This is a genomic window from Anaerofustis stercorihominis, assembly GCF_005844425.1.
Lineage (GTDB): Bacteria > Bacillota > Clostridia > Eubacteriales > Anaerofustaceae > Anaerofustis > Anaerofustis butyriciformans.
This window is the reverse complement of the sequence record NZ_SPHL01000041.1, coordinates 1-14442: the sequence shown is the minus strand read 5'-3', so window position 1 is coordinate 14442 and position 14442 is coordinate 1. Positions and strand designations below refer to the sequence as shown.

The 14442-nt window shown below is 30.0% G+C and carries 16 protein-coding genes; 11 read left to right on the top strand and 5 right to left on the bottom strand.

What is annotated here, in order from left to right; all coding sequences use genetic code 11:
* Positions 1-22: 22 nt before the first annotated feature.
* Both FGQ49_RS08950 and FGQ49_RS08945 read right to left on the bottom strand, forming a co-directional pair.
* Entirely contained in the window at positions 23-1216 is a 1194-nt protein-coding gene (locus FGQ49_RS08950) for a deoxyguanosinetriphosphate triphosphohydrolase family protein (protein WP_138269527.1), read from the bottom strand.
* Positions 1217-1270: 54 nt separating this feature from the next.
* Positions 1271-2440 (bottom strand): cation diffusion facilitator family transporter, encoded by a 1170-nt coding sequence (locus tag FGQ49_RS08945; RefSeq protein WP_138269526.1) that lies wholly within the window; start codon positions 2438-2440, stop codon positions 1271-1273.
* Positions 2441-2681: 241 nt separating this feature from the next.
* Here FGQ49_RS08945 and pflA point away from each other — a divergent pair, with 241 nt between their 5' ends.
* The 8 genes from pflA (at position 2682) to FGQ49_RS08910 (ending at position 9350) form a co-directional block, all read left to right on the top strand.
* Positions 2682-3383 carry a pyruvate formate-lyase-activating protein gene (pflA, locus tag FGQ49_RS08940; protein ID WP_138269525.1) on the top strand — a complete coding sequence of 234 codons (702 nt, stop codon included), beginning with the start codon at positions 2682-2684 and terminating at the stop codon, positions 3381-3383.
* 23 nt (positions 3384-3406) lie between these two features.
* A complete protein-coding gene (gene pflB / locus FGQ49_RS08935) occupies positions 3407-5635 on the top strand; it encodes a formate C-acetyltransferase (protein WP_138269524.1) in 2229 nt (742 codons plus the stop codon).
* Between the two features lie 283 nt (positions 5636-5918).
* Positions 5919-6131 carry a FeoA family protein gene (locus FGQ49_RS08930; RefSeq protein WP_347559333.1) on the top strand — a complete coding sequence of 71 codons (213 nt, stop codon included), beginning with the start codon at positions 5919-5921 and terminating at the stop codon, positions 6129-6131.
* A gap of 35 nt (positions 6132-6166) precedes the next feature.
* The gene (locus FGQ49_RS08925) at positions 6167-6385 is read left to right on the top strand and encodes a FeoA family protein (RefSeq protein WP_138269523.1); all 219 of its coding nucleotides are present in this window, start codon (positions 6167-6169) and stop codon (positions 6383-6385) included.
* A gap of 42 nt (positions 6386-6427) precedes the next feature.
* Positions 6428-8608: a ferrous iron transport protein B gene (feoB, locus tag FGQ49_RS08920; protein WP_138269522.1), complete on the top strand. Its 2181-nt coding sequence runs from the start codon at positions 6428-6430 to the stop codon at positions 8606-8608.
* 61 nt (positions 8609-8669) lie between these two features.
* Positions 8670-8831, top strand: a complete 162-nt coding sequence (locus tag FGQ49_RS08915; RefSeq protein WP_207734448.1) for a FeoB-associated Cys-rich membrane protein — start codon at positions 8670-8672, stop codon at positions 8829-8831.
* 11 nt (positions 8832-8842) lie between these two features.
* Positions 8843-8995: a hypothetical protein gene (locus tag FGQ49_RS10420; RefSeq protein WP_171020662.1), complete on the top strand. Its 153-nt coding sequence runs from the start codon at positions 8843-8845 to the stop codon at positions 8993-8995.
* Positions 8996-8999: 4 nt separating this feature from the next.
* Positions 9000-9350, top strand: coding sequence for a heavy-metal-associated domain-containing protein (locus FGQ49_RS08910; RefSeq protein WP_138269520.1), 351 nt, complete (start codon positions 9000-9002; stop codon positions 9348-9350).
* Between the two features lie 20 nt (positions 9351-9370).
* Here the strand turns inward: FGQ49_RS08910 and FGQ49_RS10820 are convergent, their stop codons facing one another.
* The 3 genes from FGQ49_RS10820 to FGQ49_RS08895 are packed head-to-tail and all read right to left on the bottom strand — an operon-like array spanning position 9371 to position 11158.
* Positions 9371-9781: an iron-containing alcohol dehydrogenase gene (locus FGQ49_RS10820; RefSeq protein ID WP_138269519.1), complete on the bottom strand. Its 411-nt coding sequence runs from the start codon at positions 9779-9781 to the stop codon at positions 9371-9373.
* Positions 9782-9792: 11 nt separating this feature from the next.
* Positions 9793-10518 carry an iron-containing alcohol dehydrogenase gene (locus FGQ49_RS10815; protein WP_138269518.1) on the bottom strand — a complete coding sequence of 242 codons (726 nt, stop codon included), beginning with the start codon at positions 10516-10518 and terminating at the stop codon, positions 9793-9795.
* Between the two features lie 4 nt (positions 10519-10522).
* Positions 10523-11158, bottom strand: a complete 636-nt coding sequence (locus FGQ49_RS08895) for a class II aldolase/adducin family protein (RefSeq protein ID WP_138269517.1) — start codon at positions 11156-11158, stop codon at positions 10523-10525.
* Between the two features lie 275 nt (positions 11159-11433).
* Here FGQ49_RS08895 and FGQ49_RS08890 point away from each other — a divergent pair, with 275 nt between their 5' ends.
* From FGQ49_RS08890 to FGQ49_RS08880, 3 genes are all read left to right on the top strand, one after another.
* Complete coding sequence (locus FGQ49_RS08890; protein WP_138269516.1) at positions 11434-13434, top strand: BglG family transcription antiterminator; 2001 nt, start codon at positions 11434-11436, stop codon at positions 13432-13434.
* An 84-nt stretch (positions 13435-13518) separates the two neighbouring features.
* A complete protein-coding gene (locus FGQ49_RS08885; protein ID WP_138269515.1) occupies positions 13519-13932 on the top strand; it encodes a cupin domain-containing protein in 414 nt (137 codons plus the stop codon).
* Between the two features lie 56 nt (positions 13933-13988).
* Positions 13989-14442: hypothetical protein (locus tag FGQ49_RS08880; protein ID WP_138269514.1), on the top strand; the 454-nt coding region annotated here is incomplete at its 3' end.

The window sequence follows — 14442 nt, the reverse complement described above, 5'->3', positions numbered from 1 at the left end:
AAGAGTTTTTATCCTCTTGCTTTTATTCAAAATAACCTATATATTTTACTTTATATTTGCTTTTTGGGAATAAATATTCATGTAAATCTATAAAATAGTCATCCGTCATGCTTGCTATAAAATCTACGACAATATCGTTCGGGTCTGTGTCGTTATATTTAAACTTACTAAAATTTTCTACGTATTTAATATGATGTCTATATATAAGTGAATTTGTATTTTTATTTTTAAGGTCTTTTAAAAATTTATTATAAATACCAAATAACATTGGTTTTATGTTTTTTTCGTAATCTTTTGTTACTTTACTGTCTTCATATATTAATTCGTAGTTTTCCTTTTTACCCCATTTTAGTGCTTCATAAACTTCTTTATCCATTTGAAGATAGTTTTTACCGTAACTATTTTGTATTATGTTTACGGATAAATTATTTATAATTTCAGAATTTGTATTTCCCATTTTGTTTTTCTTAAAAATTCTTTCATTTTCTAAAATATGAAGTCTTTGAGCATCTTGCCTGTCTTTTCCAAGATAAGCAATAATATCGCTTACTCTTACAACGCAGCCTTCCAAAGTTGATGGTAGAAGAGATGATATATATTTTTCATCAATGTAGCATTTATTTGTTTTTTCATCGAATTCTTTAAATCCATTAAGTGTGCAGGGTTTGTATTTTTTCTGTTCAAGTTCTCCGTTATGGCAAAGAACACCGTCAAGAACCTGTAAAGATATGTTTTGGTTTGATAGTTTATCAAGTACTCTTACACTATGCACGTTATGGTTAAAATATCTTCCGGTATTTTCGTGATATATTTCACTTAATATTCTTTCTCCGCCATGTCCGAAAGGTGTATGTCCTATATCGTGGGCAAGTGCTATTGCTTCTATAAGGTCTATATTTAGGTTTAGTACTTTTCCTATATTTCTTGCAATCCTTGAAACAAGCTGAACATGAAAAGCTCTTCTTGATATATCGTCATTTTTATATAAAGAAAATACCTGGGTTTTGTCTGAATAACGGTTATAGTAAGGTATATGCATTGTCTTTTCTATGTCTCTTACAAATGCAGGTCTCCAAATAGTTGCTTTATCTTTATTCATATCCCTTCTTAATATATTTTCATCCTTAAAAGCATAGGGATTGATTTTGTTTTCTTTTCGGTCGTTTATTATTTGTTTTTGTAATTCATCAGAAAGTTTTAAATAATTAGTATTCATATAAACCTCCTTTTATTAAATAAAACCCTCTATAAAAATTATAGAGGGATATTTTTAAACATATGTAATTTCTACTTTGACAACGGCAAAGTAATTTTCAAAATTATTTTTTACTAAATCTTTTATTTTTGTTTCAACTTCTTTATCTGTCATTTTATACTTTGGCGGTATAACCGCGTCAAAAATAACATTAGTATGAGTATTTCCTTTTACCATTCTAAAATCGTGTATTGTAATTATTTCATCTATTTCTTTTTTGATAAGATCAGTAATTTTGCTTTTCATTTCCATTACTTCTTCATTGTCTGTATCGATAGGGTCTAAATGGATTACAGCTTCACAGTTTAATTTTTCGTTGAGCTCTATTTCTGCTCTGTCTATTGCATCATGAAGAACAAAGATATCCCCATTTCCCGGTACTTCTGCGTGAAGAGAAAGCATAAGTCTTCCAGGACCATAGTCATGAACAACAAGGTCATGTATTCCTACAATTTCATCGTAGCTCATAACAATTTTTTCTATTGAATCAACAAGAGATTTTTCCGGAATTTGACCAAGAAGAGGGCTTAATGTTTCTTTTGCCGCATCATATCCCGCATAAAGAATAAATCCTGCAACAAGCAAACCTGCATATGCGTCTATGTTTACTCCCGTAAATTTTGCTATTAACATTGATATTAAAACAACCGATGTTGCTATACAGTCGCTTTTACTGTCTGTTGCTGTGGCTTTCATTCCAGCTGATTCTATTTTATCTCCGATTTTACTGTTGTATAAAGACATATATAATTTTACAAGTATTGAAACTATTAAAATTATAAATGAAACAACAGTTGTATCTATACTTTCAGGATGAAAAATTTTATTAATTGATGATTTTAAAAGCTCGGCTCCCATCAGTATAATCATTACAGAAACAGCAAATCCGGAAATATACTCTACTCTTCCGTGTCCAAATGGGTGTTCAAAGTCTGGTTTCATTCCCGCAAATTTAAAACCTATAAGAGTGATTACCGAAGAACCTGCATCAGAAAGGTTGTTAAAAGCATCTGCCGTTATTGCTATTGAGCCGCTTATTATGCCCGCAAAATATTTTATTGCAAACAAAAAAATGTTTAGTAATATTCCTACTATACTACATAACATTCCATAAGCTCTTCTTACATTTTCATTTTTTACATTTTTATAATCTTTAATAAATTTCTTTGATAAATAACTAACCATGATATTCCTCTATCTTTTTATTTATGCATATGTTACAATATTTGTAGACCTTTTATATTATATAATAAATTTAAAAATTTATCAATTCGAGAAAAAAATGTTAGCAATAACTAACATTTTATAGTATAATAATCTAAACAAGATATTTGTTTGATTAACAATACTTATAAAGAGGAGATAATAAAAGGTTAAATAATTAATAAAAGAAAAATAAAAAATGCTTAATTTCTAAGGAGGCAAAATGGGAAAAATACACTCTATTGAGTCTATGGGACTTGTGGACGGACCGGGTATAAGAACCGTAGTTTTTTTACAAGGTTGCAATTTAAGATGCCAATATTGTCATAATCCGGATACTTGGGATTTATGTGCAGGTGAAGAAATGACGGTAGATGAAGTTATAAATAAAATAAAGCGTTTTAAACCTTATTTTAAAAATAACGGGGGAGTTACTTTTTCCGGAGGGGAACCTTTAATGCAGCCGGAATTTTTGCTTGAACTTTTAAAAAAATGTAAAGAAAATGATATTCATACTTGCATTGATACCGCAGGGTATGGTAAGGGTGATTATGACGAAATACTTAAATATACAGATTTAATTCTTTATGATATAAAACATGAAGATTATGAAAAATATAATGAAATAACAAGAAGAAAACAAGATGAAACTTTAAAGTTTATTAAAAAAGTACAAGAAAACAATATACCAATATGGATAAGGCACGTTGTTGTGCCTGGGCTTACAGATAGTGAAGAACATATGAAAGCTTTAAAAGGGTATATTGATACAATAAAAAATGTTGAAAAAGTTGAACTTCTTCCTTTCCATCAGCTTGGAAGGGAAAAGTATAAGGTCATGGGTATTGATTATCCCCTAGAGGATACAGAACCTATGGAAAAAGATGTGGTTGAAAAATATCAAAAGATATTTTTTAATAAATAAATTTAAGTCAAGGGAGGAATTATATGACTAATCCATGGTATGATTTTAAAAGCGGTGTTTGGGAAAAAGAAATAAACGTAAGAGATTTTATTCAAAGAAACTACACTGCTTATGAAGGAGATGACTCTTTCTTAGAAGGAACAACTGAAAAAACAGATAAAGTTTGGGCAAAAGCTCATGACTTAATCGTTGAGGAAATTAAAAAAGGTATAATTGATGTTGAAGTAGATACCGTATCCGGTATTGAAAATTTTAAACCTGGCTATATAGATAAAGACAATGAAGTTATTGTTGGACTTCAAACAGATGCTCCATTAAAAAGAATTGTAAATCTTTATGGTGGAATGAGAATGGCAACTTCTGCCCTTGAACAATATGGATATAAACTAAACGAAGATATTGAAAAACATTTTAAAGAATACAGAAAAACACACAATGACGGCGTTTTTGATGCTTATCCAAAAAGAACAAGACTTGCAAGAACAGCAGGGCTTTTAACTGGACTTCCTGATGCATACGGAAGAGGAAGAATAATAGGGGACTACAGAAGAGTTGCTCTTTACGGTGTGGACAAGCTTATTGAAGAAAAACAAATGGACCTTGAAAACTTAGATGGTCCAATGAGTGAAGATAGAATAAGACTTAGAGAAGAAGTAAGCGAACAAATCAGAAACTTAGGCAGACTTAAAAATATGGCTATGTCTTACGGCATAGATATTTCAAAACCTGCAACAAATGCAAAAGAAGCCGTACAAGCTTTATACTTCGGTTACCTTGCCGGTATTAAAGAAAATAACGGTGCAGCTACTTCTCTTGGAAGAACTTCTACATTCCTTGATATTTACATTGAAAGAGATTTAAAAAACAATGTAATAACAGAAAAAGAAGCTCAAGAATTAATTGACCAATTCATAATTAAATTAAGACTTGTAAGACACCTTAGAACTCCTGAATATAATGAATTATTCGGCGGAGACCCTACATGGGTAACAGAATCAATAGGTGGTATGGGTATTAACGGAAAAACATTGGTTACAAAAAACTCATTCCGTTACTTACATACTCTAACAAACTTAGGAACTGCTCCTGAACCAAACTTAACAGTACTTTGGAGTGAACATTTACCTGAAAACTTTAAAAAATACTGTGCAAAAATGAGTATTGACACAGACTCTATTCAATATGAAAATGACGATGTAATGAGACCAATTTATGGTGATGATTACGGTATTGCATGTTGTGTATCAGCAATGGCAATAGGTAAACAAATGCAATTCTTCGGAGCAAGAGCAAATGTTGCAAAATCACTTTTATATGCAATCAACGGTGGGGTTGATGAATTAAAAGGAATTAAAGTAGTTCCAGGAATTGAACCTATCAAAGATGAAGTTCTTGATTTTGACAAAGTAATGGAAAACTACAAAAAAGTTCTTTCATATGTTGCTGAACTATATGTAGATACATTAAACATCATTCACTATATGCATGATAAATATGCTTATGAAGCAGTTCAAATGGCTCTTCATGATACAGATGTTGAAAGAATTACTGCATTTGGTATTGCCGGACTTTCTGTTGCTGCCGACTCACTTTCTGCAATTAAATTTGCAAAAGTAAAACCAATCAGAAACGAAAACGGAGTTGCAGTTGATTTCGAAATTGAAGGAGATTTCCCTAAATACGGAAATGATGATGACAGAGTAGATTTACTTGCAGTAGATGCTGTAACATACTTCTTCAAACAACTTAAAAAACATCATATCTACAGAGATGCAATTCATACTCTTTCTGCTCTTACTATTACAAGTAACGTTATGTATGGTAAGAAAACAGGTAGTACACCTGATGGAAGAAAAGTTGGTGAACCTTTAGCTCCTGGTGCAAACCCAATGCACGGAAGAGATATTAACGGGGCTCTTGCTTCACTTAACTCTGTTGCAAAAATTCCATACAGAAATGTATGCCAAGACGGTATCTCAAATACATTCTCAATTGTACCTGATGCACTTGGAAAATCAAAAGATCAAAGAATTGAAAATCTTGTAAATATTTTAGATGGTTACTTCTATCAAGGAGCACATCACTTAAACGTTAATGTTATGAACAGAGAAGTTCTTATTGATGCAATGGATCATCCTGAAAAATATCCAACTCTTACAATCAGAGTTTCAGGATATGCCGTTAACTTCAACAGACTATCAAAAGAACAACAACTTGAAGTTATCAAGAGAACTTTCCATGAAAGTATTTAATTAAAAATTTTAGACAGGTAGAAATACCTGTCTTTTTTATTATTAATGAAAATTTTACAATTATTTCCATTATATTATTTGTTTTTCTTTATTGGTTTTTTAAGATTAGTTATTTATTCCCTTTATTTTAGCAGTTTTATAAATAAAAAATTCCAAATTTTACTTGACTTATTTTTCAAGTTAGCATATACTAACTTTAGTAAGATGTAAGCGATAGCTAACAATATTGAAAATATAAATGAAAACTTACAATAACTTTATTCATAATAAGAGAGGATGGTAAATGATGCCTTTAAATTTGGTAAATATAGGAAGTGTTGAAACAATTAAAAGGGTAAGCGGTAATGAAGAAACCAAGAGATTTTTAGAAAACTTAGGTTTTGTTAACGGAAGTGAAATTACTGTTATATCCATGATTGGAGGAAATGTAATAGTAAATATTAAAGATTCTAGAGTTGCAATTAACAAAGATATGGCCAAACATATAATGGTTTAGTGTTTTAAATATAAAACTTATGAAGGGAGATAAAAATGACTTTAGGAGATGCAAAAGTAGGAAGTAGTGTTACTGTTGTAAAAATCGAAGGAGACAGTGCTTATAAAAGGCGTATCATGGATATGGGAATAACTAAAGGAAGCGAACTTTATATCAGAAAAGTGGCTCCTCTCGGAGATCCCGTTGAAATTACGGTAAGGGGTTATGAGCTTTCCGTAAGAAAAGAAGACGCCAAATGTGTACAGGTAAAGTAGTTTAAAACAATCTAAAACAATCAATTTCTAGGAGGTAAAATAATGGCAATCAAAATTGCACTTGCCGGAAACCCCAACTGCGGTAAAACGACAATGTTCAACTCTTTAACCGGTGCCAATCAATATGTTGGTAACTGGCCTGGGGTTACGGTGGAAAAAAAAGAAGGTAAATTAAAATCAAAAAAGAAGGAAGATATAATAATTACCGACCTTCCAGGTATCTATTCTCTTTCACCTTATACGTTAGAGGAAGTTGTGAGCCGTGATTATATTTTAAAGGAAAATCCCGATGTAATAATCGATCTTGTGGATGCAACAAATATAGAAAGAAACTTGTATTTGACGACACAGTTAATCGAAACCGGTGTACCTGTTGTAATTGCTTTAAATATGGCAGATTTAATAGAAAAAAGAGGAATGTCTATAGACACAGAAAGGTTATCTATGCTTATGGGCTGCCCTGTAATCGAAACATCTGCTCTTAAAGGAACAGGACTTGATAAACTTGTTAACGAAGCAATAAAAGTTGCACAGAAAAATGAAGTTAAACGACCAAATGAAATATTCTCAAAAGAACTGGAAAGTGCAATTAAAGAAATTGAAGGCATAATTCCAAATTCTATAAGTGAAGATAAGAAAAGATGGTACAGTGTAAAACTTCTTGAAAATGACAGTAAAGTTATGGAAAACATACATATTTCTTCCGAAGGGAAAAAAGTTTTGGAAGAAAAAAGAAAAAGCATAGAAGAAAAACACGATGACGATATGGAAAGCATCGTAACGGATGAAAGATATAAATATATTCAAAAAATCGTTAAGACAACCGTTAAAAAGGGTAAGGAAAAATTAACGGTGTCGGATAAAATAGATAAAATTGTTACTAATCGTATTTTAGGTATTCCAATTTTTATTGCGGTAATGTTTGTTGTTTATTATATATCCGTTACTACCATAGGTACTTTTGTTACCGACTGGACAAACGATACTTTTGTGGGTGCAATTCAAGGATGGGCAGAAACATTCTTAACAAATATAGGTGCATCTGATTTGATTAACAGTCTTGTTGTTAATGGGATAATCGGCGGGGTAGGTGCTGTTCTTGGTTTCGTACCTCAAATGGCAATATTATTCCTGTTTTTATCAATTCTCGAAGACTGCGGATACATGGTTCGTATAGCCTTTGTTATGGACAGAGTGTTCAGACATTTTGGTTTATCGGGAAAAAGCTTTATTCCACTTTTAATATCATCAGGATGTGGTATTCCTGGTATTATGGCTTCAAAAACCATTGAACAGGATAATGACAGAAGACTTACTATTATGACTGCTACATTTATTCCATGCGGTGCAAAATTACCTGTTATTGCATTAATGGGCGGTGTTATGGCAAGTTATGCAACAGGAAGTTATGAAGCAGGCGGATTTGTTGCTCCTTTGATGTACTTTCTTGGAATAGTTGCGGTTCTTGTTTCTGCAATTATGCTTAAAAAGACAAAACCTTTCTCAGGAAAACCGGCTCCGTTTGTTATGGAACTGCCTCAATATCATATTCCGCAAGTAAAAACAGTGTTACTTCATGTTTGGGAAAGATTAAAAGGATTTATAATAAAAGCCGGAACAATTTTGTTCCTTGCTTGTGTTGTTATGTGGTTCCTAGGCGGATTTGGATTTGTTGACGGAAGTTTTACGATGGTTGAAAGTAAGGACAGTCTTCTTGCCGTTATCGGAGGTGCAATAGCTCCTTTGTTTGCTCCATTGGGATTTGGTGAATGGCAACCGGTTGCAGCGTCACTTTCAGGTTTTACGGCTAAAGAAGCGATTGTTTCTACAATGGGTGTGCTTGCAAGTGTTGCGGAAAGTGCAAGTGAAGATCCAATTACCGTAGCACAAGCCGTACAGACTTGGTTCCCATCAACGCTTGCCGCATTCTCTTTCTTATTGTTTAATATGCTTGACTCTCCATGTTTGGCGGCAATAGCAACAATGGCACAACAAATGCAATCAAGAAAATGGTTCTGGTTTGCTATTTTATTCCAAAACGTATTTGCATATGTTGTTTGCTTATGTGTATATCAAATAGGTTCATTTATACTGGGTGGTCCTTTTACGGTTCTTACTTTAATAGCTTTTGTACTTGCAGCTTTAATATTATTCCAATTACTAAGACCTGACCCATACAAAAATCAAAAAGTATATGCAAAAAGATCTGTACAAGGAGCATAATATATTTTATTTAAGTCAGGTATAAATATATGCCTGACTTTTTATTAAGGAGGAAATAAAAATGATTGATATTATAATAATAGCTTTAATTATTGGATATAGTGCTTTTGTTTTATATAACCACTTTAAAAAGAAAAAAAATGGTGGTTGTGTATGTAGCTGCAGTGGCTGCAGCGGATGTAGTTCTTGTTCTAATTCTTCTTTTGAAAATATTTATAAATAAAGAGGTTTTAAATGGGTAATTCTACAGCTTCAATGTTTTGGTTTTTTCTTTTGGTTATAGTCATTTATATAGTAGGTATGAGTTTATATCAATTATATATGTTTATAAAAAAGAAAAAACAAGATAAAAAAGATAGGCAGTTCGTAAATAATAATAAGAGGTGATATTTTGATTGATATAATAATATTAATTCTTGTTGTTTGTTTATTGATTTTTGCAGTAAAAGGAACAATAAAACATTTTAAGGGAGAAAGTTCCTGTTGTACAGGTTCTTCAAAGACTGTTATAAATCCTCAAAAGAAACTTGAAAATCCTGTTATTGGAACAGAGACAATAAAAATTTCAGGTATGCACTGCAAGAATTGTGAAAAAAGTATTCAAATAGAATTAAATAAAATAGATGGCTTGGTTTCTCATGCTGATTATGAAGAAGGATTTGTAAAAATTTCTTATGATAGGGAAATTGATAAAGAAGAAATTTACAAAGCTATTAGAAAAGCTGGCTTTGAAATAAAATAAAAAACTCCATTAGGAGTTTTTTATTTTAATGATTGATAAATTTTTTCAATTGTGTTTTCGTCAATTTCTTCCATAGTAAGTCCTGTGCATCCATGTATTTTTGCATCGGGAACCATAGCTTTTATTTTTTCATCTGTTAAGTTAAAGTCTTTTAATGTTCCGTCTATTCCAAGTTCATCAAATAAAGTCTTTATTTTTTTGATTAATGCTTTTGAAGCACAGCTTTCATCTTCTGCTTTAAAGTTTGAATCTATATATTTCATTAATATTTCAAGTTGTTCATGGCATGTTTTTCCGACGATTTCAATTGTAGGTATTTGAATTACTCCACATGCAAGTCCATGAGGAACATTACAATGTCCTGATAAAGGACATCCCATACCATGAGGAAGTGTTCCGCAGCAATGGCTCATTGCAATACCTGCAAGCATTGAGGCAAATGCTACTTCATTTCTTGCTTTTTATCGTTATCCAAACATTTTGGAAGATATTCAAAAATAATTCTTATTGCTTCTCTTGCCATTAATTCTGTAAGAGAGTTATATAGCTTACCTGTTAAGGATTCTATCGCATGAGATAAAACATCAAGTCCTGTTGATATTGTTAAATTTCTTGGTAATTCATAAGATACTTCAGGGTCGATTAATGAATATACCGGGTAAATTTTTGATGATGTTATTGAGTCTTTTCTTTTTGTATTTTCATCTGTAATAACCGCAAATTGAGAAACTTCCGAACCGGTTCCAAAAGTTGTAGGAATTGCTATTATTGGAAGAGTTTCTTTAATTTCAAGTTTATCTTCTCCTTTTCCATCAAGATATAAATCTATTGGATTATTATCTTTAATTACAACGCTTGTTACTTTTGCTGTATCTATTGAACTTCCGCCTCCTAAAGCAATGAGACCGTCACAGTCATTATCTTTACAAAACTTTGTACATTTTGATATTGTTTCTATATTTGGGTTAGCTATGACATCACTAAATACTGCTGCATTTGGTAATTTTTCTTTTAGCTCTTGACCATATTTTGAAGATATTAGAAAACTATCTGTTACGATACAAGGTTTTTTTATACCTAAAGCATTTACGCATTCTAAAATACCTTTTCTTACTCCACATCCAAAACGAACATCTGTAGGAAGTAAGAAGTTAAAATCTCTTAGCATTTTTTTATTCTCCTTTACAAGATTTATTTAAGTTAATTGCTTCTTCTTCAGGAATATAATCATCAAATCCGGCAAGAACACAGTAATAAGCAGCTTCTGCTCCTTCTTCCGTATATATTGCACATGTCATGGCTGCATCAATATCTTTACCTGTTGCAAGTAAACCGTGATTTTTGATTATTACTACATCGCTTCTGTCTCCCAATGTTTCTACAACGCAGTCAGCTAATTCTTGTGTGCCTGCCATATAAAATGGTGCTGCAATGTTAATAGGATAATACATACAAGCAGGAAGAGTTGCTCTTGGAAGACTACCGTCTCTCATTGACATAATAGTTGCAAATTTAGAATGTGTATGCACAACTGCATTAACATCGTCTCTATTCTTATATACTCCTGCGTGCATCATTGCTTCTATAGAAGGTTTGTATTCTCCTTCTATCCAGTTTCCGTCTAAATCACATATTGCAATGTCTTCAGGTTTCATTGTTTCGTATTCTCTTCCACTTGGTGTAATTGCAAAAACATTGTTTTCTTTATCTCTAACGGAAATATTTCCGCTTGTTCCATGAATAAGTCCAAGTTTATTTGATTTTAAAGATGCCTCCAATACTTCTTTTCTTATTTTTTCGTAATTCATAGTTTATCCTCCTAAGTATAATATTTAATAGGATTATATTTTTTAAGAAAGTAAGTTACAAATACAAGCTTTCCTAATTTAACGGAAAGAAAAATAAAAAAATATTATAAAATAAGTATATTAGTATTTATTTTAAAAAAAATAAATTATAATAAATAATTTTTATATTTGATAACAAAAAGAAATATAAATTTTCCTTTGGAAGCAGAAAAAAATTAATTGTTAATGAATATTATATAATGTAAAATTAATTAAAATTATTAAGGAGAGTATCAATGAACGTTAAATACAATGAATCGAGGCAGCTAACGATACTGAGAATTTTAAATGAAAAGAAAGACTGGATTACGGGAAAAGCATTATCAGAAAAACTCGGTGTCAGTGATAGAACAATAAGAAACGATATAAGTATAATAAATTATGATATTGAACCTTATTCTGCAAATATTATTTCAGAAAGAGGGAAAGGGTATAAGCTTGAATGTAATGACAATGAATTATTGATAAGTATGCTTTCAAAAAAAGATTCATTTCAAAATAACAATGAAAAAAGACTTTATGATATTTTCCTTTATTTGTTGTTAAATTCAAAATCAATTTTACTTGATGATTTGGAAGATTTATTTTATATAAGCAGGAGTACTCTTGAAAATGATATAAAAAGAATCAAGGCTTTGCTTTCAAATGTTCATCCTCCTGTAATGCTTATAAGAGAAAAAAATCATATACAAATTGCAGGACTTGAAATTTCAATAAGATTTTTAATAAATGAAATTTTAATGATGAACTATAACAGCAAAAAAAATGAACTTGAATTTTCAGGGGAAATTTTTAGTAATGAAGAATATATAGATATAAATAATAAGATAAAGGATATTTTGCTTAAAAATAAACTAATATTAAATGATCAAAACATCGCAGATATAACTTTATATTTATATACAGCAAAGATAAGGATACAAAATAATAATACTTTTGTTGGAATGGTTGATTCTAAATTTAATGTTGAAAACAACATTGAAAATATTGCTAAAATAATGTTTTATGAAATAATAGATTATGATAAACTTTCTAACGAAATACAAGAAGAGGAGATAAAGCAGCTTGCAGTAAAACTTTCTTTCTTTAATATTTGTCATATTTTAGAAGAAAATGATACTGAACAGATAAATAAATTACCAAAAGAAATAACAAGAATAGTTGATTTATTGATAGAAAGTATCCAAGATGATTATAATTTAAACTTGAAAAATGATGAAGAATTATATATGGGGTTAATATTCCATATTAGATCATTAATAAATAGAATAAAATACCATCAATTATCTGAAAATCCAATTTTGGAAACAATAAAAAAACAATATCCTTTTATATTTGAGCTTTCTTTAAATATATATAAAATATTTAAGAATACCTTAAATGTTGAATTATCTGAAAGTGAAGTGAGTTATGTTGCAGCACATCTTGCGGCTGCAATTGAAAGACTTAGACTTGATAATTCGCCAAACAAAAAAAATATAGCGATCATTTCTCATTATGTAAAAAGCTATTCTGATTTACTTTCTTGTCAGGTTAAAAATCTTTGTTCAAATGATTATAATATAATAGGGCCTTATCCTACATTTAAGTTAAATGATATTTTAAAAGAAGATCCTATTTTAATATTAACTACTTGTGATTTGGATAAAAATGAAATAAGAGATACACAAGTCCCTATTTTAAAGATTTCAATAGAATTTCCTTATGAAGAACAAATAAAAATTCTTCAGACAATAAGTGAAATAAAGAAGAACAGTATATATAATCGTATTCCAAATAAATTTTTGGATAATTTCAGTGAAAAAGTATTTTTCCCTAAACTTAATTTAACAAAAAAGGAAGATGTTCTTGCTTTAATGGCAAACTCAATGCTCTTAAATGATTTTGTTACAAACGATTATTTTAAAGAAGTTCTAGAAAGGGAGGAATTATCTTCAACTCTTATTAATAATATGATAGCAATACCTCATCCAATTCATTTTTACGGGAAACAGAATGTTATTGGAATTGCAATAATGGATGAACCTATATCTTGGGGAGCAGGAAAAGCTCAGCTGATTTTTATGCTTTCAATAAAAAGGGAAGAAAAGAATCAAATAAGAGAGTTTTTCAAATTTATTGAATGCTTTATGAATGATATGGATAATGTAAATATTTTAATTAAATCTAATAATTATAAAGATTTTATAAATAATATTAAATATATAATTTCAAATAAAGAAAAAAACAGTCATTAAGATTGTTTTTTCTTTTTTTATATTGACTTTGAGTAGACTCCAGGGTTTAGTATAAATATATAAAAAGACTTTTGGAGGTATAAAATGAATTTTGATGAAATAAATGTATTTGGAAAAGGTGAACCAAATGTAAACTTTGCAAAATATTTTAAGGGAGAAAGTTTTTTAAATCCTTTAACTGATCCAAGTTGTGGACTATTTTTGGCAAATGTAACTTTTGAGCCGGGATGTAGAAATAACTGGCATATTCATCATGCAGATAAAGGAGGCGGACAAATTCTTGTTTGTACTGCAGGATATGGCTGGTATCAAGAAGAAGGCAAAGAAGCTGTCGAATTAAAACCGGGAGTTGTTATTACAATTCCTGCAAATGTTAAACACTGGCATGGAGCAAAAAAAGATTCTTGGTTTTCTCATATTTCCATAGAAGTTCCGGGAGAAAGTACTTCAAACGAATGGCTTGAAGAAGTAGATGATAAAACATATAATAATTTATAAAATAGAAAACCTCTTATATGATATAATAAATATATATTGTATGAGGGGTTTTTATTATGAATATTTTAAGAAAAGTTTTAGGAATATTCCTTATTGTCATTTCTGTTCTTGGTTTAATTACTTTAGGACTTCTTGTTTTAAATGGTGTTCTTGATTATTATTATTTTAATTATTTAATGCCTTATAAAATGATGTTATTTCTTTTTTTCTGTTTTTTACTTTTTATTGGTCTTTTTATACTTGGTATATTTCTTGTAAAAAAGAAATATATTAAAAAAGAAAAAACATTAAAAAATACTAATATTAATGATGAAAAAAAGAATAACGCATATAATCAAGAAAGGTATGATGAAAGTTATTTAGGTGAATATAGTTATATTAAGGATTTTTCTATTTGGAAATACAATGATGATGCTTCTTCTTTATATAAAAAATATAATCTTTTGTATGTATTTATAATGATAATTGTATTTGTTGTTGTAATTTGTGCAGGCAGTATTTTGCTTATCA